Source organism: uncultured Shewanella sp. (genome assembly GCF_947495455.1).
Classification (GTDB): domain Bacteria; phylum Pseudomonadota; class Gammaproteobacteria; order Enterobacterales; family Shewanellaceae; genus Shewanella.
On the sequence record NZ_CANLZC010000017.1, the window covers coordinates 25,304 to 51,230 of the forward strand.

Below are 25,927 nucleotides of genomic sequence, written 5' to 3' on the forward strand. Positions count from 1 at the left end.
ATGAAAACAGAAAATTATCGTTTATCTCACTCTCAGCAGCGTTTTTGGGTTGAATGGGCTCTGGAACCAGAAAAAAGCACCTACAATTCATCGATGGTTTACCGTATTAGCGGTTTTGTTGATAAAGATAAATTAAAACAGGCTAATTATCTTTTTTACTCTCGTCACCAAATTTTACAGTCTAGAATTAGCTTGGATGGTAAAACACAGTGTTTTATTAAAGAAGATGAAAAAAACATCATCAATGAAATATCACTTCCCAATGATAAAACAGCTAGTGAATTCATTCAATCATGGTTAGAGTTTCCTTTTAATTTATCTTCAGACCCTCTATACAATGTTCTCATTTTAAACACTCAAGATGATGAATGTTATTTAATCATTCGTGCTCACCATATCATTGTTGATGCAATTTCTGGCGGTATTATTAATAATGAAATAGCAGAGATCTATAATACACTGGTTAATAATGCTTCTATTGATGAGAAGTTAAACACTGATTTTACTAAAACCATTGAAAATGAGACTATTCTAGCAGGTTCAGAAAAAAGCCAAGTATTTTGGAAAGACTATATAGGGCAAACACCACTTTCCGTCGATTTTCCATATTCCGATATACATAATATCAAGCGAACAGAAAGCCAATCCATATACTTCTCCCTTGATAAACATGATTTAAAACAGCTTAAATCTTTCGCTAAGCAACAAAAAACAACGCTCTTTATTATACTGGCATCGGCTTATAGTATTTTACTCTCCAAATATGCTAATCAAAAAGAATTTGCTTTAAGTTATCCTGTTAATACTCGCCCTAAAGGATATCAATCTACTATAGGTTGTTTTGTCAACAATATTCCTTTGAAAATAGCATTAGATGATAAAATTTGTTTCACCGAATTGCTAAATGATATTAAACAGCAACGTCGATTAATCAAGCCCCATCAAGAATATTCATTCAGTCAAATTATTAAAGATCAACAACAAGTAAGAGATGACATAGGTGAGAACTATTTCAATATAGGTATAGCAGAAGCCAATTTAAATACCGTCACTATGCCATTATCTGGAGTCAATATTGAATCTGTAAACGGAGGAGAAAGTGCACATACTCCTTACTCACTCTTATTACAATACGACCCATATAGCAATGATTCACTCTCATTTAGACTAGAATATCGTGCCTTAGCCATAGACAGTAGCGTTGCAAATAGCTTTTCAAAACAATTAGTTAATTTACTTAAAAACATAACAACATTGACAGGGCCTATTGATCAATTAAAGCTTATTACAGAGGAGGAAGAAACCCATTTACTCAGTTTCAACCAGCCACAAAAGATGTCTGTTGCTCAAAGCACGCTTCATCAGACATTTGAGTATTGGGCGAATAAGACACCTGATGCCATCGCCCTGCATTGTGAAAACAATACCATGACTTATGGTGAGCTTAATCAAAAAGCCAATCAGCTGGCTCATGTCATACGTGGATCTTACTTAGCTCATACAGGCCATTCTTTAACAGCTAATACACTCATTGCTTTGTACTGCGAACGTGGATTTGATCTCGTTGTGAGTATATTGGCCACCTTGAAAGCGGGTGGCGCTTATGTTCCGATTGATCCTAAATACCCTATTGATAGGGTAGAATATATTTTAAATGACAGCGCAGCACCATTAATCATTGGTCAACAAGAACAGCTTGAAAACTTGCCGCTCAAAATTAAAGAACAGGTGGCGGCTTTAGCATTGAATAGCATTGAATATAACAAGCATTCATCTGATAATTTAGACCATAGCGCATCAGCTGATGATCTTGCTTATATTATTTACACCTCAGGCACCACAGGACACCCTAAAGGTGTCATGCAACTGCATAGAAATGTGAGACGCTTATTCACTAGTAGCGAAGAGCATTTTAACTTCAATAAGCAAGACATTTGGACGCTTTACCATTCTTACGTGTTTGACTTTAGTGTGTGGGAGCTATGGGGCGCATTAAATTATGGTGGTCAATTAGTTATTCCGACTTATGAGCAAACAAGGGATATATCAGCATTTTATCAATTATGCATTGATAAAAAGGTGAGCGTACTGAATCAAACACCGACCGCTTTTTATCAATATATTCATCATGATGAGACAATATCACCACAAGATAAAGTAAACAGTTTACGGTATGTTATTTTTGGAGGTGAAGCATTAAATCTTCAACAAATATTACCTTGGTGGAAACAGCATAAAGAAGGTGAGCCTGAACTAATCAATATGTACGGGATCACAGAAACAACAGTCCACGTCACTTATAAGAAAGTCACCTCAAGGGATCTGTCTGATCTTTCCAATATTGGCCAGCCTTTAAATGATTTGAGCTGTTATGTATTAGATAACCATTTAAATCACGTTCCAATGGGTGTGACAGGTGAGCTCTATGTTGGTGGAGCAGGGCTTGCTTTGGGCTATTTGAACCGTCCAGAATTAACCCTTGAACGTTTCATTGATAATCCTTATGCATCAACCAATGAGATAAAACAAGGACTTAATAGGCTTTATAAAACAGGGGATCTGGTTAGGCGCTTACCTAATGGCGAACTACTCTATATGGGGCGTAATGATTTTCAAGTCAAAATTCGAGGGCATCGAATTGAAATAGGTGAAATTGAACAAGCATTAACTCAGGTAGAGTTGATTAATCAATGCCATGTACAAGTTAAGTCTAGACAAGATGGAGAAAGTTCATCCCAATATCTTGTTGCTTATTTCACCTCTGAAGACGTGAATAACCCCATAAGCAGTGATGTATTAGCGGATTCTCTAGGGAAAAAACTGCCTGAATACATGATCCCCGCATACTTTATCCAAGTCGAACAATTTACTATGACAATTAATGGTAAATTAGACACCAAAGCTTTACCCAGTCCAGATAATCATTTATCCGCTGGAACAACTGAATTTATCGCCCCGACCACAGCTAAAGAGTTAGAAATCAGCGAGGTATGGCAAAAAGTCTTAGGCTTAAACACAATAAGCGTGACAGATAATTTTTACCGATTAGGTGGGGATTCTATTCTGTGTATTCGCATTGTCTCTGAGTTAAAATCATTGGGTTATCACCTCAGTGTACAAGATGTTTTTAAAAGTAAAACAATCAAAGTATTAGCGGATACGATAGAGAAGTCATCTTCAACATCCATTCAACCGACATATCAAGCATTTAACCTTATCAAACAAAGTCAATTTTCCAATACATTGAATTTAGAGGATCTGTATCCGGCCAGTTACCTGCAACTGGGTATGTTAATTGAATCAGCACGAAACAATGACGGCACTTATCATGATGTATTTAACTATAATATTTTCCATTCCTTTGATCGAAATAAGTTTATTCGTCTTTGGGACACACTTATCGCAAAGCATCCGTTATTAAGAACACGTTTTATTCAACATGGTAGTTATGGTTATGTGTGCGCGCAGCACCCTGCACAGAGCATAACAGCTGAAGATAAACTCACAGAAATAGACACTGATGATTTAACACATTTTATTGATCAGGAAAAAGGAACGGACTTCGATCTTGATGTACCGGGTTTATTCCGATTATTTGTCACACAAAAAACAACATCACAGTTTACATTAGTCTTTTCTTTTCATCATGCCATTGCTGATGGCTGGAGTGTGGCTTCTTTATTGTCTGAATTCATGCAGGCTTATGCGGAACAATCATCAATAAAAGTCGGTACTCAGATCCCCTCATTTGGCGCTTATGTTGAAGCTGAGCAGCAAGCTTTACAAAATAAGACGTACAAACACTTTTGGCAACAATACTTAGACGATTACGACTGCCATATAGAGAGTTTCAATCCGAATCATACTTCGGCTATGAAAGCGGCGACTTTACCCGAAACCTTGGCATCCCATACTCAGTTAGCGAATGAGTTATCTGAAAAGATTAATCAATTATCTCACCATTTGAGTGTTTCCGTAGATACTGTGTTTATGGCCGCCTATAGCATTCTTTTATCATGCTTTTATGGCGAAAATGATATTGCATTTGGCATGGTCGCCAATAATCGTTTAGAAATCCCTCAGGGGGATGAAACCTTTGGTTTGTTTTTAAATACCATTCCTCTTCGTGTTCAATTTAACAAAGACACATTGTTAGACACAGACCAACTGATCCAACAAGTGAGTCAAGAAAAGCTTTCGATTAATCAGAATAAAGCCTATCCCTATGCAAAAATTAAATCGGATTTGAATACTCAGTCTGATATCTATCAATGTGCGTTTAACTTTGTGCATTTCCATAATTTGGACAATAGCCAAGAGCTAGGCACTTTCAATATGGGAAGCGGATTTGAAAAAACCAATATTCCGCTGGTATTGACTGTTGTTAAACAAGAACAGCACTTTATTCTTAATTTAACGGCAGAATCGACTTTTGCAGACAAAGGGATCATCACCCGTTTTCTTGATTACCTCACGCATTACTTATCACAGCTAGTGGATGAAACATCGCCTGGTTTATCCTTAATAAAAGAAGATGAATACCAAAAGCTTATCATTGATAACAATCAAAACCATGTCGATACACACCCAGAAACATTAGGCTCACTTTTTGAATCTCAAGTGGCCAAAACTCCGAATAATATTGCAGTTAGGTGGGGTGATGAGGCATTAACTTACACGGCGCTCAATGAAAAAGCCAATCAACTGGCTCGTCACATTAGAGAAAAGTATCACACTCTCAATGGGATAGAGCTGTACCCTGATACGCCTATTGGCATAGTCATAGAGCGTAGTCTTGATACCATCATTGCGATTTTGGCCGTTCAAAAAGCAGGCGGGGCTTATATTCCCATTGATCCCAGTTATCCAACGGATCGGATTTCCTATATCATCTCCGATTCTAATTTGAGCCTTTTACTCACTCAAAAAGCATTACACGATAAAGTGGCTGCAGCCACACCAGTTATATTCAATAATCAAGGCATTCTTGACATTGATGCGCTGCCATATGGTACCTATTGTGCAAAAAACTTAACGGGTTACTGCCATAGCCAACATTTGGCCTATATTATTTACACTTCTGGCACCACAGGTAAACCAAAAGGTGTCATGGTTGAGAACCATAACTTTGCAGACTTTATTCAAGCATTCCCCAATGAATTTGAAGGTGACAATGATGCATTAACGACATTAAGTGTAACCAATTATGTTTTTGATATTTTTGGCTTGGAATATGCGTTACCCTTGACAACTGGTGGCACACTCATTTTAACTAACATCGATCACTTTAAGGCTGATTTAACACGGTATAAAGATGACATTGTCTTTATACAACAAACACCTGCTTTATGGGGGCAACTGGTCAATCAAATCGGTGATGATCTACATCATATACATTGTGTTGTTAATAATATTCACTGCTTAGTCGGTGGAGAGCAATTAAATAAAGCCTTGGCTAATACGCTTTATCGCACTTTCAATACTGCAACCAATGTTTATGGACCTACAGAAACAACCATTTGGTCAACTCGAGTGAGAATTGATGAAAATTACCAAGATAGCATTGGTCAACCCCTTGCTAATGAAAAGGTGTATATCGTCAATGATGCCATGCTACCTGTACCTGTCGGCGCCATTGGTGAAATTCTCATTGGTGGGGCGGGTCTTGCTCGTGGCTACTTTAACCGCCCCGAGCTCACCATCGAAAAATTTATTCCTAATCCATTTGATAGTGAAAACCAATCAAGCAAATTATACAAAACAGGTGATTTGGGTCGTTGGAATGATGCTGGACAAATTGAATTTATTGGACGAAATGACTTTCAAATAAAAATCAATGGTCACCGAGTTGAATTAGGCGAAATTGAAGCAAAAATCAATCACATTGAATCGATTCAGCAATCTGTGGTGATCACTTGTAATACGCCTTCAGGCACGCAACTGGCAGCCTATGTGGTTTGTGATAACACCGATTTTGATGAAATTTTAGTTAAAGAGACATTGGCCGCACAATTGCCGCATTATATGATCCCTTCTGCCTTTAAGGTTCTACCAGAGCTACCTTTAACGGCAAACGGTAAATTAGATCGTCGTGCATTACCTAAGATCACTTGGGAAACGAAGACGCAGCAATACCTTGCCCCCTCAACAGAATTAGAAACCAAAATCTGCACCATTTGGCAATCTGTTTTAACACTTGAACAAGTGGGGATTGAAGATGACTTCTTTAACATAGGTGGACAGTCATTATTGGCGATTCAAGTGTCTCACGAAATGAGCCAAGCATTAAGCCAGCAGATCACCATTAGTGATATATTTAACCATCGAACAATCCGTCAAATTTTAGCCCATTGTTCAAACCAAGATTTAGTGAGTATTCCCAAATCAAATCAAATAAAAGCACCTTTATCATTTGCTCAGGAGCGTTTGTTATTTATTGAGCAATATGAGCAAGGATCTCAAGCTTATCATGTGCCTATTGCACTTAATTTATCGAATACGATTAATCTTGACGCCTTTGAAAAAAGTGTTTACGCGGTTATTGCAAGGCATGATATTTTAACCACTGTTTATACCCAAGAAGAGGAGGGGAGCTACTTTCAACATCAGCTCCAAAAGGCGCCTGAATTTACCTATATTGATATTGCAAGTCGACTCGATAATGAGAGAGTTGATACTGACAACATAGGCCAATTGATGCTTGCCGAAATGCAAACGACTTTTGATTTAACCCATGAAGGCCCAGTGAAACTCTTCCTTTATCAAAGTAAACATCAAAATATTGCGCTTATTTTACTGCATCATATTGCTTTTGATGCTTGGTCAGGGAATGTGCTTAATGATGAAATTATGGCTTACTATGGTCATTTCGCCCATGATGAGCCCCTTGAATTGGCGCCATTAGCCATCCAGTACAAAGATTTTGCCATTTGGCAGCGAGAATACCTACAGCACCATGCCATGAAAGAGCAAGCTCAATTTTGGCAAGAGCAGTTAATATCTGCAACTCCATTAAACTTTCCCACTAGCTTTAATCGCCCTGCAGATCAGGATTATGCTGGAGACGACTTCTTTTTTGAATTAGGTGGATCATTATCAAACCAAGTTAGAGATGTCACAAAAAGTGCATCTGTCAGTCTGCACAGTTTCTTAATGACTGCCTTTAACTTGTTATTGGCTAAATACACTGGCCAAGATGACATTGTTGTTGGTACGCCAGTCGCCAATCGTCATTATGCTGATATTGTCGACTCTATTGGTTTCTTCGTGAACACATTGGCTATTCGTACTCAGATCAATGCCGATGATACGCTAGCTCAATTGGTTCAACGTACACATGAAACCATGATCAAAGCACAAGAAAATCAGGATATTCCTTTTGAGCAAGTGGTAGATTCACTCTCTTTAGAGCGTGATCCCTCAAGGCACGCTATTTTTCAAATGATGTTTGAAACCATAGGTGAAAACACAGTGACTAAAGCGGGTCAAGAAGGGCATATATTTGATTTAATTCCTTTTGAGTCTTTGTATAAAACTGCAAAATTCGATCTCAGTGCATTGATGGATATCAGTGAGACGAATATAAAAGGGACCTTCAATTTTGCTACCGCTTTATTTACTCGAAGCTTTATTCAACAATTAGCTAAGCACTATAAAAATATTCTGCGTCAACTCATCGACGCCTATGATCCCACTCTAGATCACAATAATGTGTCAGTTAAATCAGTACAACTACTGACACAAACGGAATACCAAAAATGGGTCATAGATTACAATCACACTCAGGTGAGTTATCCCGTTAATACCACAATACACACCTTGTTTGAACAGCAAGTGACTCAAACACCGCATCGAATCGCTGTGAGTGATGATGAAACACAGTTGACCTATTTAGAGCTTAACCAAAAAGCCAACCAACTTGCTCATTATATTGCTGCTCAACATCAATCTGAACAAGGGCCATTTTTTGCCGCCCTGTTCATGGATAAGTCCGTTGATTTAATGATAGGTTTATTAGCCATTCTCAAGTCTGGTGGAACCTATATTCCTATCGATCCCAATAACCCTGAGGAACGTATTGCTTATATGCTTGAGATGAGTCAGCCAAGCATTATATTAACTCATAGCCATATTGCGCTTAATATTGAGTCTCAGGAGACTCAGGTTATTCATATGGATAACCTTCCTGCATTGGCCGCTGACGCTATCGACAATTTAGCCTTACCTATTCCCAGTAATGCATTGGCCTATGTTATTTTTACCTCGGGTACCACAGGCAATCCAAAAGGTGTCATGGTCTCTCATGATAGTTTAGTCAATCGCTACGTGAGTTGGGACAAGCTTTATAGGCTCAATGATATTGCGCCTATTACCATGTTAAATATGGCCAGCCCAGCATTTGATGTCTTTAGTGGAGATTGGATTCGAGCATTATGCTCCGGCAGCCAGCTTGTTTTATGCTCGAAAAACACCTTTATCGATCCGGCTAAGTTGTACCAAACAATTATTGAACACAATATTCAAATGGCGGAGTTTGTACCCGCTGTGTTGTTAAGCTTGGCACAATACGTCGATAAACACGCTCTCACACTGGATATGTTTAAAATCCTCGTGATAGGTTCAGATGCATGGCAAAGTAAAGATCACCTTTTCATTGAGTCACTGGTCTCAAAGAGTACTCGAGTCATTAACACCTATGGGCTCACTGAAGTCAGTATTGATAGTACTTACTATGAAAGAGAGCAAGATACGCGTTTACTGTCAGGTGTTACGCCAATCGGTAAGCCTCTTGCTAACACGCAACTCTATATTTTGAATGAAGCTTTGCAACCTATGCCAAAAGGCGCCACAGGAGAACTTTATATCGGGGGCATTGGCCTTGCCGAGGGATATTTACATCAAAATGAATTAACCGCTGAGCGCTTTATACCCAGTCCATTTGTCAAAGAAGCACATCGTGGGACCGCCCACGGACGCCTTTATAAAACAGGTGATTTGGTCTGCATGCAAGATGATGGCAATATTGCTTATATTGGCAGAAACGATTTCCAAGTCAAAATCAGAGGACATCGTATTGAACTCACTGAAATCGAAAAAAATCTGGCTAATATTCCCAATATTACACAAAGTTGCGTATTGGTTCAAAAACACGATAACGGCGAAGCCTACTTGGCAGCCTACTATGTGGTTGACCAAGAGATAAGTGAGATCAGCAAAGAAGAAATCGTTAATTACTTATCTCAACACCTGGCAGAATATATGATGCCCACAGGCTTTTTGCAAATGTCTGCCTTTCCATTGACGCCCAATGGTAAAGTGGATAGAAAAGCCTTCCCGTTACCTCAAACGGTCAATGTGAGTCAGTATGTCGCTCCGAGCAGCGAGCTTGAAAAAAAATGTTGTGGAATTTGGGCATCACTACTCGGTCAAGAGAAAATAGGCTTAACAGACGGCTTTTTTGCCAGCGGTGGTCAGTCTATTTTAGCCATTCAAGTGGCACATCAAATGAGCGAAGCAATTGATCAACAAGTGACGATTGCAGACATTTTCAAGCATCGTAATATTCAAAGTATATTAGCCCATACCGCCGAGCAATCTCGCTTGAGCATTCAGCCGACGCAACTCACACAGATCCCACTTTCTTTTGCTCAAGAACGCCTGTGGTTTATTGAGCAATATCAAGAAAGCGCCTTCGCTTATAATATTCCCATGGCTTATGAATTAGCTGCTAATGTGGATGTTGAGGCATTTGAAAAGAGCATTCGCACCATTGTTGAGCGCCATCAAATATTACGGACTGTGTACGGCAAAGATGAGGATGGTCACAGTTACCAGCATGTAACAGATCAAGCCTTGGCTATTCAATACCTTCAAATATCAGAAGATGAGATAGTCTCAGCAATACGTCAAGGAATTGAATATACCTTTGATTTAGAAAATGAACACCCAATCAAGATCACCTTTTATCAAACACAAGAACGCACTCTTGCTTTAGTTCTGTTGCATCATATTGCTTTTGACGGTTGGTCAAGCGGTATTTTTAATCGAGAACTGTCTGCTTTATATCTACAGTGGAGTACAGGTAAACAAGCCAATCTTGCTGAAATTACCTTGCAATATAAAGACTTTGCCGTATGGAAAAAAGCCTTATTACAAGGGGATTATTTACAAAATCAACTGGATTATTGGGTCAATGCCTTGGCCGATTGTGAACCTCTTAATCTACCAACGGATCATACACGCCCTGCGGATATACAATATGACGGTGATGATGTCTTTTTTGCCTTAACGGAAACCGAGTCCAATCAGTTAAGACGCATTGCTAAACAGCGTAAAGTGACCGTTAACAGTTTACTATTAAGTGCATTTTTCGTCGTATTGAACAAATACACAGGGCAAACGGATCTGGTGGTCGGTGTGCCCGTCACTTGTCGCCCAAGTGCCGAATTGGAAGATATGATAGGTTTCTTTGTGAACAATCTTTCCATGCGAGTACAATTTAGCACTGATGATTCGATGATATCGCTTATCGAGCAAGTGCAACAAACCATGTTGGGTGCACAAGCGCATCAAGATTTACCTTTTGAAAAACTAGTGGATAGTTTGTCACTGAATAGAGATCCCTCTCGGCATCCAATATTTCAGGCCATGTTCAGTACCTATACCTTCTCTAATGAGACGTTATTTGAATCAACGCCTGGGATCGCAGAATACCCAGTCGATGAGCAATATAAGGTTGCCAAGTTAGATTTAAGTGTGTTTGTTGATGAAATGTCTCCTGCGATGAAGGGAGTGATGAATTTTGCTACGTCTCTTTTCACTCGACAAACAATAGAAAAGCTGTGCGCGCATTACCAAGCCGTTATTCGTCAATTAATTAATCACCTCGACGCTTCAGTGGCTGAGATTGACATTCTCAGTATTGAAGAGCGTCAGTCCTTATTGATTGATAACAATCAAACTCGTCGAGCTTTTCCTGAAGATAAAACATTGCATGAATTGTTTGAAATTCAGGCAAACAAAACCCCTGAAAACATCGCAACCAGTGATCTTCATTCACAATTGACCTATCAAACGTTAAATGAGCGAGCCAATCAACTTGCCCACCGTATTCGTGATATTTACTTAACACAAACAGGTATACCATTGACTCCTGATAGCTTAATTGCGCTTTATATGGAAAGAAGTGTGGATATGCTCGTCGCGATTTTAGCCGTTATGAAAGCGGGAGGGGCATACGTGCCTATTTCTCCTTCTTTCCCTGAAAGCCGAAGCTGTTTTATCGTTGAAGACACACAATGTCAGCTCATTTTAACTCAGCAAGCATTACAAGAGAGCTTAATTAATACCCTTAACACGTCGACAGTGAAACAACCCTATTTGTTAGCCGTTGATGAGTATGAAGGCTACCAAGATCAACCCACTAGCAATCTCAATGACAATATTAACAAGATTCAAGGTGCCCTCTGTCAGCCTTCTCACCTTGCTTATGTCATTTACACATCAGGTACCACAGGGCAACCTAAAGGCGTCATGTTGCCTCATAGCGCTGTTGTTAATCGACTTCATTGGATGCAAAATCAATATCCTCTCAACGTTCATGATGTTGTTTTACAAAAAACGCCATACATTTTCGATGTTTCTGTTTGGGAGTTATTGTGGGCTAATTTATACGGAGCGCACATAGTATTTGCAGCGCCTGAGCTGGAAAAAGACAGCTTAGCATTACAAACACTCATCATTGAGCGATCTGTCACTACTATGCACTTTGTGCCTTCTATGCTTGATGCTTATATGGGCGCATTGGCTCACAGTGGACAAAGCTGGCCACCGAGTTTGCGACATGTTTTTGCTAGTGGTGAAGCATTACAAGTCAATCAAGTAAAGCAATTTCATGAATTGAAACAACATAATTCCAAAATTGAGTTACACAACCTTTATGGCCCTACAGAGGCGGCTATTGATGTGACATATTATGAGTGCCTGCCATCAAATAACAGCTGTGTGCCTATAGGAAAACCTATTGATAACATACAAACCTATGTCCTTAATGAGTCACAAAAACCTGTGCCTGTTGGTGTGGTGGGTGAACTTTATTTAGGTGGTGTCGGCTTAGCACGAGGGTATGTCAATAAACCTGAACTGACCGCAGAGAAATTTATTGCTAACCCATTTTATACTCAAGATGAGAAACATCATTCATCATCGCGTCTATACCGTACAGGCGATCTCGTTCGCTGGTCCAATGCTGGCGAACTGGAATATATGGGACGTAATGATTTCCAAGTGAAAATACGAGGCTACCGTATTGAACTTGAAGAAATAGAAAATGCACTGTTAAACCTTGATGAAGTGAAGCAATGTGTTGTCTTAGCAAAGAATAAGCATAACACAACAGACAATAGCCAATATTTATGTGCGTATATCATTGGTGAGGCAGCGTTATCCCATGCACAATTAACCTTAGCCTTGGCGGATGCGATCCCCAGTTATATGATCCCCAGTGCATTTGTGTTTATGGATAAATTTCCCATTACGATTAATGGCAAGCTTAACCGTAATGCACTACCCACACCGACTTTTGGTGGCGATGAAACACAATATCAAGCCCCCAGCAATCGATTAGAAAGCTTAATTTGTCATGTTTGGGAACAAGTATTGAATGTCGATAATATTGGCGTCAATGATGACTTCTTCAGCGTCGGTGGAGATTCGATACTTTGTATTCGCATCATCTCTTTATTAAATAACCATCAATTAAAGGTGAGTGTTAAAGATATTTTTAAACAACGGACGGTTGCAGCCTTAGCTTCCCATATAGAAGAAAGTCATGCTCTCAATGTGGCCGCAAGCGAGATTGACTACCAAGCTTTCTCATTAATCAAGCAGGATGATTTATTTAACCAACATCCTGAATTGATCCAAGATAAAGATTGGATTGAGGATGCCTATCCATCGAGCTATTTACAAATGGGAATGCTAATAGAATCGGAGAAATTAGCTGATGGCACTTATCATGATGTCTTTAGTTATGAGATAAAAGCTCAGTTCAATGAAGATAGATTCACGGCAATTTGGAATAGCTTAGTGGATAAACATGCACTACTACGTGTTGCTTTTGTCAATGATGATGAGCATGCTTATATCAACTTACAATATGGGTATGACCCCATTCGCCACAATGTGAAAAATAAGCTGACTGTACTGGAAGGCGTCTGTACAGAGGACTTTATTGAAGCTGAAAAATTACAAGCACTCCCTCTAACAAGTCCTGGTTTGTTTAGACTCTTTGTTGCTAATCAAACTGAAGCGCATTTCACATTGATTTTCTCTTTCCATCACGCTATCACTGATGGATGGAGTGTGGCTTCTCTGCTTTCTGAGTTCACTGATTGTTACTTAGCTAATGAGCTGGCAGACACTCAAGTGCCTTCGCTTTCATATGGTGAATTCATTGCCTTAGAGCAGCAAACCTTGGCCGATAAACAGCAACAAAGCTTTTGGCACCATTACCTTTCTGGTTTCGATAGCCAACTGAAATCGTTACACAGTATCGATCATCATGAGCCGAATAAAGAGAGCCATAATACTGAAGAGCAGAGTATTGTAAGCAATCAATCAAAACTTGAGATTGACATTGCTCCTCAACTGTCTGAAAAAATTATTGCATTAGCCGCTGAGAATAATATTTCACCGGATACGATTTTCATGTCGGCTTATTCATTATTACTGTCTTGGTTGTATGAAGGGAAAGACTTTACCTTTGGTATAGTGATGAATAATCGCCTAGAGAAGTCAGGCGGAGATGCATTATTTGGTTTATTCCTCAATACCATTCCAATGCGACTTTCACTGAATGAACGGCTTTTATTCACACCCAATGCATTAGTATTGAAAGTGGCCGAAGAGAAAATGAAGCTCTTTGAATATAAAGCTTATCCTTATGGAAAGATCCGTTCCGATCTCAACCGTCAGCAAGATCTTTACCAATGCGCCTTTAATTATGTTCATTTTCATGTTGCAGAGCAGAACGTAAAAGAAGGCAACATAGACTCTCATGCCGCATTTGAACAGACCAATATTCCATTCGTCTTTAATGTTGGCCGCATGAATGACCAATTTAATGTTGAATTTGTTGGACGTGATTCTTTTGTTGATAAAATCACACTTGAGCGATTTGGCACTTATATTCAATATTATCTTGAACAAATAGCCAATCAATCTGATCGCTTATCATTATTACCTGAGGCAGAAACGAAACAATTACTGCAAGATTATAATCTCACTCAACATGACTATCCAAAGTCACATACATTACACAGTTTATTTGAACAACAAGTGGCGAAAACACCCAGCTCAATTGCCTTAATAGACAGTCAAATGTCATTAACTTATGATCAATTGAATAAACGCGCCAATCAGTTGGCACGTCATATTCGAGCGCACTATTTTGCGTCACATCAAATAGACATGCCAGCAGATACCTTAGTCGCCCTCTATTGTGAGCGCAGTGTTGACATGGTGATCGCTATTCTTGCGATATTAAAAGCAGGGGGAGCCTATGTCCCTGTTGCACCAGATTTTCCATCAGAGCGAGTGCGCTATATCATCAATGATGCGAATAGCGGTATGGTGATCACTCAACGTCAGTGGGCCGAACAACTGACTCAAACATTAACAGAAAAGGGTGAAGTGAAATCAAATCATCCTATTCCCCATTTATTGTTTGTAGACCAACATGAAGATTATCAACATCTTAATGTAAATAATCTACTGGGTAAAAGCCAAGCTCATCATTTGGCTTATGCCATATACACTTCAGGCACAACAGGGAAACCAAAGGGGGTAATGTTAGAGCATGCAGGTGTCGTGAATCGTCTCGATTGGATGCAGCGCGCGTACCCCTTATGCGAAAAGGATAAGGTTTTACAAAAAACACCTTATATTTTTGACGTTTCTGTATGGGAACTGCTTTGGGCAAACCTCTATGGCGCACAAATTGTGATGGCCGAACCCAATGCCCATAAAGATGCAGATGCCTTGATTGGGTTAATTAAACAACATCAGATAACCACCATACATTTTGTGCCATCAATGTTGGAAGCCTTTACTTCACAACTAGAAGCATTGTCTGAATCTTTGCCATTGAGCTTGAGACATATTTTTACCAGTGGTGAAGCGCTGCAACCTCAACAAGTTAAGCAGTTGCATGCTTTGCATTCTCAAGAACATGCTGTTGGGCTTCATAATCTCTATGGTCCAACAGAGGCGTCAATTGATGTCAGTTACTTTGAATGTATCGATAATGATCCGAAAGTGGTTCCGATTGGTCAACCTATCGCTAATATGCGTTTATACGTCCTCTCTCCACAAGGGCTTCCAGTGCCTGTGGGGGCAGTGGGTGAATTACATTTATCGGGTGTGGGCTTAGCAAGGGGTTACTATAACCGAATTGACTTAACCTTGATGAGCTTTATCACTAACCCATTCACCAGTGATGATGAAAAAGCAGCTGGGTATGATCGCTTATACAAAACAGGGGATTTAGTCCGTTGGCTGCCAAATGGTCAATTAGAGTATATAGGGCGTAATGATTTCCAAGTGAAAATCAATGGTCACCGTATCGAACTGGCTGAGATAGAAAATGTATTAGCACAACAAGCAGGCATAAAACAATGTCATGTTATCGCTAAAGAACGTCCTGAAAACAATGGCTATTACCTTGTTGCTTATTACATCACAACATCGGAAGAAACCGTTGAGCAACAGCACTTATTAGCGGGATTATCGGCTCAATTACCTGATTATATGTTACCGCAGTTCTTTATGGAAATGCGCGAGTTCCCAACCACTATCAACGGAAAATTAGACAGAAAAGCCTTGCCGAGTCCGGACTTAACGCCAAATGAAAATCAATATTGTGCACCAGAGACGCCTTTACAAGTCTCGTTATGTGACATTTGGCAACAAGTACTTGGCCTTGATAGAGTTGGCATTAACGATGATTTCTTCTCCATCGGAGGAGACTCTATTCTTAGCTTACGTGTAGTGGCTAAAATTAAAGCCTTGGGTGATCAGATTAGTGTCAGAGATATTTTCATCGCTAAAACCATCGCAAATTTAGCCCATATCATTGAAAGTGAAGCGCAAAGTAATGACATTCGTGTTGATAATTACCTTCCATTTAGTCAAATTAGCTTAGAAGAGGTCACTCAACTGGGTTACGATACCGCCCAAATTGAAGATTGCTATCCTGCAAGTTATCTTCAAATGGGGATGTTATTAGAAGCGGATCGCGCCGCCGATGGGACTTATCATGATGTGTTTTCTTATCATATTCATGAACCTCTTGATGAAGCGCGCTTTACACAAATTTGGCATCAACTTGTTCAAAAACACCCATTGCTGCGTGTTGCATTAGCAAAAGGCGCTAAAGATGCTTATCTGAATTTACAATATCAAACCATTGATATTGAAGATAAACTGAGTTTTCTTGAACAAGAGGATCTATCTGAGCGTATTAATACAGAAAGAAATTGTCATTTTAATACATTACAACCCGGTTTATTCCGATTACTTGCAGTAAATCCAACAGATACAAGCTTTACATTAATTTTCTCATTTCATCATGCGATAACCGATGGATGGAGTGTCGCTTCATTAATGACTGAATTTACAGAAGCTTATGTCAACAAACAGGCTGTTGAACAAGTTAATTTACCGAGCTTTGGTGAATATGTTTCTATCGAACAAGGTATTTTGAATGACAAGGCACATCAAGACTTTTGGCATGACTATTTAGTCGATTATGATACCAAAATCTCTAACTTCATCATTGATGAACCTCTGCATAAAGATAAGCAAGCGATTTCTCGAGCTCAACTATCGACCGAATTAAGTGAGCAAGTGCTCGCACTGACTTCATCCATGAAGATTTCAGTGGATACACTCTTTTTATCGGCTTATGCCACTTTACTCTCTTGTTTTTATGCGCAAGAAGATATTGCCATTGGTGTTCCGGTTAATAACCGTCTTGAAAAAGAGGGGGGGGATCGTATGTTCGGCCTCTTCTTAAATATGATGCCAATGCGTGTGGCACTGACACAAGACAAACTCGATGACTCTCAAGCTTTCTTACGTTATATCTTTAAAGAAAAAACACAGCTTTTACAATATAAAGGCTACCCTTATGGGCGAGTAAAATCTGATTTGAATCTAGATGATGACATTTATCAATGTGCCTTTAACTATGTTCATTTTCATATTGGTGAAACGGTTTATGACGAAGGCAATGTTGATATAGATGAAGTGTTTGAAAAAACAAATATTCCTTTGTTATTCACTGTATCAAGACATCGTCGTCAATTTATGTTGAATTTAGTTGGCGACGCAGACTTTATCAGCCAAGAAACCAATGATCGTTTCATCGAGTATTTGACCTTTTATGTTGAACAATTGGCAGCCCATGATGCTAAGGCCATGACATTTGTTCCGCCTCAGGAATACCAGACGTTAGTGATTGAGCATAATCAAACTGACAATGGATTCCCAAGAAATCTCACATTGAGTCAAATTTTTGAACAACAAGTAGAACGTTCTCCACAGGCTACAGCCATTAAATATGAAGGAGAGTCTCTGAGTTATCACACGCTTAATTGTCGTGCGAATCAACTGGCTCACCATATTCGTGCACAATATCTTGAACGCACAGGCGAGCCACTCACAGGCGATACACTGATTGGATTATGCGTTGATAGAAGCATTGAGATGATGATCGCCATCTTGGCCATTCTAAAAGCGGGTGGGGCATACGCGCCCATTGACCCTCTGTCACCGCAAAGTCGTATTAACTTTATTGCCAACGATACTCAAACAGCCATGATTTTGACTCAGTCACATTTGCGCAGTCAATTTGACAGTCAAAATGATACAGTCACAGTGATAGCACTGGATGAACTTCAGCTTAACCAATACGACAACAATAACTTACCCTCCTTTAGCCATGGACGTAACTTGGCTTATGTGATTTATACCTCTGGTACCACAGGTAAGCCTAAAGGTGTCATGGTTGAACAACGTAATGTAATCTCATTGGCTTACCAGTGTGACTTTGTCGACATCAATCATCAGGATGTTTTCTTGCAGATCTCAAGTCCGGTATTTGATGCAGCGACATTTGAAATTTGGGGGGCAATGCTCAATGGTGCACAACTCGTCATCGCTGATAGCGGTAAAGACAGTCTGACACCTGAGAAGCTACAAAAAACACTGCAAGAAGAAAAGATCACTGTTCTATGGTTAACGCGAACACTGTTCGATAATTTGTATACCATTAATAATCATTTATTCGATGATCTCAATTATTTACTTGTCGGTGGGGAAGCATTAACACCCAGTTTGATTAAAAATATTTGCCAGCAAGAAAGCAGACCTAATGTGATCCTCAATGGTTATGGTCCAACTGAGAGCACAACATTTACAACAACCTATGCATGTCATAGTCGTATTCAGCAAACGGTGCCTATTGGCTCACCCATCAATAACCGCCGAGTGTATGTATTGGCTAAAAATGGGCAGGTTGTTCCAATGGGAGCGGTAGGTGAATTGCATATTGCCGGTGCAGGGCTTGCGCGGGGCTATTTACATAACCCTCAACAAACTAATGAAAAATTCATCAGCAATCCTTTTGCGACAGCCCACGAGCTCGAAAACGATGAAAAGACATTATACAAAACCGGTGATATGGTTCGTTGGTTACCTGATGGCTCTATTGAATACATGGGACGTAATGATAACCAAGTTAAAATAAGAGGCTTTAGAATTGAACTGGGTGAAATTGAAAATGCCCTTTCTAAAGTAGAAGGGGTTGAACAATGCCATGTCATGGCCTATGAGCGAAATAATAGTCATTCACTGGTGGCTTATTACACGCGCTATGTCGAAGAAACGGATCGTGACGCAGAAATTCAGTCCTCTGTTGATACTTGGGAAGATGTTTTTGACGAGAACTACACTGTCGACGATGTTGCTGTGAATACATTTGATATCAGTGGCTGGAACAGTTCCTATACGCAAGCTCAAATCCCCGATGAGGAGATGAGAGAGTGGGTCGATGCGACTGTAAGTCGTATCTTGAGTGTGTCACCTCAGTCCATTTTAGAAATAGGTAGTGGTACTGGGCTATTATTCTACCCATTAGTGGAGCATATACAGCACTATGTGACAACGGATCTGTCTTCCCAAGCGATTAGGCGAATAGAGCGCGCAGCAGAAGATCTGAATATCAGTGAAAAAGTTGATAGCTTGGCTTGCGGTGCACATGAGGTCAATGCCCTATGCCATCGAGAGGATGTTGATACCATCATTTGTAACTCTGTGGCGCAATATTTCCCTAGCCTAGATTACTTTGACAGTGTCATTCAATCTTCTATCAATAAAATTGCCAACAAAGGACGCTTGTTCTTTGGTGATTTACGTGACAATCGATTACTAGAAGCCTTCCATTTAAGCATCCTTGCTCATAGAGAGCCTGAGCAATCCATGGCACAGCTAAGTCAGCGGGCAAAATGGTATGCATTAAAAGATAAAGAGTTATTAATATCACCGGCTTACTTTATTGACTTGCAAAACACTCATCCCAGTGTCACGCATATTGAATTACTGCCGAAACGAGGTCATGCTCAGCATGAAATGAACCGTTATCGTTTTGATGTGCTGGTACACATTAATAAACAACAGGATGTTGCAGCCCAAGATGATCTGATTGAGCATTTTTATCAACATGAATACCGTACTCATGACGATTTAGTTCCATTATTGAATGCCCATAAAAAGCTGATTGTTCGCCATTATCCTAATCTGCGTGTTTGGGATGCTTGGTCAAGCTTACAGCAAGGGGCTCATGATGAACTGATTTTAGAAAACTGCTTATCTCTTGAAGAGCTACACTTGCAAGCTGAGCAAAGCGGGCATCAACTTAAAATCTTGTTAACCACACAAAGCCACAATGCAGGATACTTCGACCTTGTCTTTAGCCGTTCAGCAGAAGTCCTCACTCGCATAACGAGTGATATGCTTAACAGCAATCCAGTCCAAACAAGTGATTGGGATCATGATTTTGTTAACACACCTTATTTAGAACGAAACGAAATCAGCAAAAAACAATTGTTAGATGCACTCAATGTACAACTTCCTGAGTACATGATCCCAGGGGTATTTGTTTGCTTAGAACGTCTGCCTTTAACCATTAATGGTAAGTTAGATCAAAAGGCATTACCTGAACCAGAATGGATTGATCATAGTGACTATGTTGCACCGCGTAATGAAATCGAAGTTCAACTTTGTCAAGTTTGGCAAAACATTCTTGGATTGGAGCAAGTAGGAATAGAAGACAGCTTTTTCCAAATCGGAGGCAACTCTATTCTCGCGATTAAAGCCTTGCATAAAATGAAAGAGGTGATCGCAAGAGAAATTCCTATTGCCTTACTCTTTGAGCTGAAATGCATTCGAGCGATAGTGGATAAAATAGCTAGCCTTAAACAAGCTATACACATAGACAGAAGTGCAGTTGAGCAACCACCGCTTTCTTTTGCACAAGAGCGTTTATGGTTTGTCGAGCGATATGAAGCAGGGAGTCATGCCTACCATATTCCAATGTTATATCAATTTGATAATCAAGCCGTTGATATCAATGCATTGCGTACAGCACTCATTGCTGTCGTTGGCCGACATGATGTATTGCGCACAGTTTTTGTTGAAGCTCAAGAAGGCCATTATTACCCTCAAGTGCAAGAGGAAGGCTTGCATATCACACAAGAAACCTTATCGGCTGACAGTGATGAGCATCAGCAATTAATCACACTCACCAATAGGTTAATTTTAACACCGTTTGATCTTACCAGTGAAATGCCCATTAAAACGGTGATTTATACTGGTCAACAGCAAAGTTACTTATTTATGTTAGTGCATCACATTGCTTTTGATGGTTGGTCTGCTGATATTCTGTTAAATGAATTGCACCAGGCTTATCGCGCTATCATCAATAACGAAGTGATAAACTTGCCTCCACTGGCTATTCGTTACAGTGACTACGCAGTCTGGCAACGTCAGTACTTAACAGGTGAGCAACTGACTCGCGATATAGACTATTGGACTCAGGCATTATCAGATCATGAAACCTTGCACTTCCCATTGGATAAACCAAGGCCTCAACAGATCGATTATACAGGTGAAAATATTCCCTTTAGTCTTGATGAGAAGCGCTCAACACAGTTACGGGCATTAGCCACTCAGCAAGGTGTGACTCTCTATACACTATTGCTTAGTGCATTCTATATGAGTTTGGCAAAGGCCAGTGGTCAAACCGATCTCGTTATTGGCACTCCTTCTGCGAATCGAAATTATTCTGATACACAGGATTTAGTGGGCTTTTTTGTTAACTCTCTCGCACTGAGAGCACAGATTAAAGAAAACCAATCTATTGAAAGCTTCATAAAAGACGTCAATCAAATGGTGGCTTCAGCGCAAGCACATCAAGAATTACCCTTTGAAAAATTGGTAGATGCATTGTCTATCAGCCGTGATGTGAGTCGCCATCCTATTTTCCAAATTATGTTTGGCGTACAAAGCTTTGGAAACAAACAACAGACGCGTTCTCCACAGCTTCACTTAGAACCTGTGGTGTTAGATGATAATAGCGATGCAGCTAAATTTGATATGACGGTACTGATTGATGACAGTAATGAGACATTGCAAGGGAACTTTAACTTTGCAACGGCTTTGTTTGAGCGTGAAACTATCATTCGTTTCATTGAACGCTTTACACTAGCCATAGATCAATTAATTGATTCTGTTGATGTGAATATTCAAGATGTGGCATTAATCACTCAAGATGAACATCAACTATTGATAACAGATTGGAATGACACTGACGTGCCATTGAGTGAGCAATCTTTGCATCAATTATTTGAAGCACAAGTCAATAAGACACCCGAAGCCATTGCGCTGGTTTTCACCGATGATAAGCAAGTGAGACACACTGTCACTTATCGCGAACTGAATCAAAGAGCCAATCAACTCGCGCGTGCAATCAGGCACACCTATCATGAAACGCAAGGTTGTGAATTAGTCATTGAAACGCCAGTCATGTTGTATTTTGAGCGCAGCATTGAAATGATAGTGGCTATTATTGCAACCTTTAAAGCGGGCTGTGCCTACGTGCCTGTTTCACCCGACTTCCCAGCACAAAGGATCGCTTATATTGTCAATGATACTCAAAGCCAAATCTTGCTTACAGACTCTTCATTACAAGGGGCGTTTTTAAGCCATATTCAAGGTCATACCCATGAAATCTGTACCATTAATGTGAATGACATTGAGGGCTATACGCATTATGAAAGGGATAACCTCAATCTTCCTTATCATCATAGAAATCTGGCGTACATCATTTATACCTCAGGCACAACAGGCAATCCAAAGGGAGTGATGGTCGAGCATAGAGGGGTTGTCAATCGCATACTGTGGGGACAAAATGCTTATCCGTTAGGTGAAAATGATGCAGTGATGCAAAAAACGGCCTATATATTTGATGTGTCAGTGTGGGAATTACTGTGGGCAAACTGTGTTGGGGCTAGAATTGTCATCGCGAAACCCGGCGCGCAAAAAGACAGTGATTATATCGCGTCACTGATTGAGGCCGAACACATTAGTGTGATTCATTTTGTTCCACCTATGCTAGAAGCATTTACCAGCACATTACAAGCGGAGTCAAAAACACTACCTAGGGCATTAAAACATGTCTTTACCAGTGGAGAAGCCTTACAATCGCATCAAGTGAATCACTTTATTGCATTAAACCATAAAGATTTACCTGTTCAGTTACATAACCTTTATGGCCCCACTGAAGCGTCTATTGAAGTCAGCGCATTTGACTGTCCGAACACACCTGTTAGTCAAGTCCCTATTGGTCAACCTATTGCCAATACTTACACCTATGTCTTATCCAATGGACTCCCAGTACCAGTAGGGGCTGTCGGTGAATTGTATTTAGGCGGCGTTGGCGTTGCTAGGGGATATTTGAATCAGCAAGAGTTGACCCAGAACAGCTTTATCGATAATCCATTTGCCACTGAGCAGGATAGAGCAAAAGGTTATGATCGATTATATAAAACTGGGGATTTGGTCCGCTGGTTACCTGATGGCAATATTGCTTATGTGGGACGTAATGACTTTCAAGTCAAAATACGTGGTTATCGTATTGAGCTTGGGGATGTTGCAACAGCCATGACTCACCTTCAGGGCATTGAACAATGCCAAGTGTTAGTGAAGGAGCAAATGTTGCCTCAAGGTTCCATTCATCATTTAGTGGCCTACTTTGTGCCAAGCCTTGAACACAAGGTTGATGAGGCTGAGCTAAGAAATGCGCTAGGTAAACAATTACCCGATTATATGATCCCATCCGTTTTTATCCCATTAGATGTGATTCCATTAACACTTGCGGGTAAATTGGATCGTCGAGCTTTACCTGAACCTGTTTTTGGCGCCAATAAAAGTCACTATATTGCACCGAGTAATGACATTGAAAAGCAGCTATGTCAGATTTGGGAAACTGTCTTAGGGATTGAAACGATTGGAGTAACAGATGATTTCTTTACCATAGGTGGGGATTCCATTTTAAGTATCCAACTCAATTCAGCCATGAGAAAAGCCGGATTTGTATTCTCTGTTAAAGATATTTTTGACTGTCGTTGTGTCCAGCAATTAGCCTTATTAGCACAAGCTGAGCATTCAGGTATTAGCATGCAAAGCGAGCAAGGGATCCTCGAAGGGCAATTTGATTTACTGCCCATTCAGCAATGGTTTTTTGATCAAGTCAATTCGGGTCAATTTACCAATGCCAATCACTGGAACCATAGCTTTATGGTAAAAGTTGATGCACTTGAATTTGATAAATTACAACAAGCCGTTAATGCGCTAAATATAAAACATGACATGTTGCGGGCAAATTTTGTCAAAGACATTGATACTGAACAATATCAGCAAGTGTTTAATAATGATAATCATGTTGTGGTTCAATCCATTGATATATCAGGTTTATCTGAGCAACAATGCCAAGATACCTTAAGTGAACTTCAGGGGCATTTTAATTTGTCTCAAGGATCCTTATGGACCATTGCTTATTTAACCGATGATGAACAGCAAAGTTATCGACTCTTCTTTGCACTGCATCATTTAATCGTCGATGTGGTTTCTTGGAACATATTAATAGATGATTTAGCTGATTTTTATCAACATGCTATAAAAGGGGAATTAAATATTGCTCACATGTTAGAGCAAAATCCAAAAGGCACCAGTTATAGGCAATGGACACAAGCAGTGAAAAACTATGGCTTGTCCTTAGGGCATGAAATCGACTATTGGCGTTTCCAGCAAGAAAATACACCTAACTATCATGAACATAAAGATTTAGGTGAAAACAGTGGCACTCAGCATATTCAGCTAACTGAAACACATACGCAAGCGCTACTGAATAAAGTATCTAATGCTTATCACACCGATATCAACGATTTGTTATTAAGTGCGTTATCTTTGACTCTATACGAATGGGATCAAAGTCAATCTCATGCCATTACTCTTGAAGGCCATGGTAGAGAACAAATGCAGCGCACATTAAACTTGGATAATACAGTCGGTTGGTTTACTACTTTCAGTCCCTTTAAATTGGCGTATAGCCATGATATTCGTCATTTAATCAAACAAATGAAAGAAACAAGGCGCCAACTGCCACATAAAGGATTGGGTTATGGCGCATTGAAACACAGTGGTTTATACCAAGGCTTAACAGGTTCACTGCCCGCCATTAGTTTTAACTATTTAGGCCAATTTATTCAGCAAGAGAATCATTGGCATATTACAGAGGAGTTATCAGGGATCAGTATGCCGCTTTGCAACCCTTCATCGGCGATTATTGACATCAGCGGGGGGATCATCAATGGCTGTTTATTATTTGATATCAATACTCAATTGATCCAGAGTAAACATGACTTGATCACTCAGCGTCTGCAATATCACATTGAAACGATTATTGAACATTGTTTAACCGTCATAGACAATCATCAAGAAGAGTACACTGTGAGTGACTTATTCGACTTTGAGCCTTATGTGAAGGAAAATCCAACACATTATAGTGGTGTACAATCAGGTCGCTTAAATACCCTATTCATGCTGCCTCCAGGGACCTTTGGCGCAGAAAGTTACTATAACCATTTACTTCCTCAACTGTCTGAACGTCAATGTGTATTATTTAATAACTTTAGAAGTCAATTAGTTGAAAAATATGGAGAAACACATGTTGAGCGATATTCGATGGAAGATATTGCCAGTGAATACATTATTATGATGAAAAGGATCCAACCTTATGGCCCTTATGAACTTTTCGGTTGGAGTTTTGGTGGCGTATTGGCCTTTGAAATCGCAAGACAACTGCATGACAATGGCGATAAAGTGTCACATTTAACCTTGCTTGATCCTTATTTTAATATGCGTCAAGCCATGGAAGAAACCTCAGCGAAACATCCAGAAATTAAACCATTATATAATAATGTTAACTATTGCTATCAACCTGAAAAAGTGCGCTTCAATGAAGATATCAATATTACTTTGTTTAAAGCAACATTACCTGTGTATCAAGTAGAGGACATCAGTTTAGAGCAAGGTATTGAAGCCTATTATCTCAACAATAATCCAGATAACGATGCCAACCTTTATATCGATAATCAGGTGAAGGTGATAAACCTCAATGCGGATCACGACAATAGTCTCTTTAAGCTTGCTTATAGCACTGAAACAGGCTTTACGCTTCTAGATGAAAGCAGTGACGGCACTGAAGAAGATCAGCCAAATAACCCAACATTTAAAGAGGAAAGCTAAT

1 protein-coding gene is annotated in these 25,927 nt (G+C 39.7%); it reads left to right on the plus strand.

Annotated features, from left to right (window positions below; translation table 11 throughout):
- Entirely contained in the window at nt 1-25,926 is a 25,926-nt protein-coding gene (locus Q0791_RS07060) for a non-ribosomal peptide synthase/polyketide synthase (protein ID WP_299004188.1), read from the plus strand.
- Nucleotide 25,927: the final 1 nt, after the last annotated feature.

Excerpts from the sequence above, each read along its gene's own strand:
- Q0791_RS07060 (WP_299004188.1), top strand. The coding sequence starts at position 1 with ATGAAAACAGAAAATTATCGTTTATCTCACTCTCAGCAGCGTTTTTGG.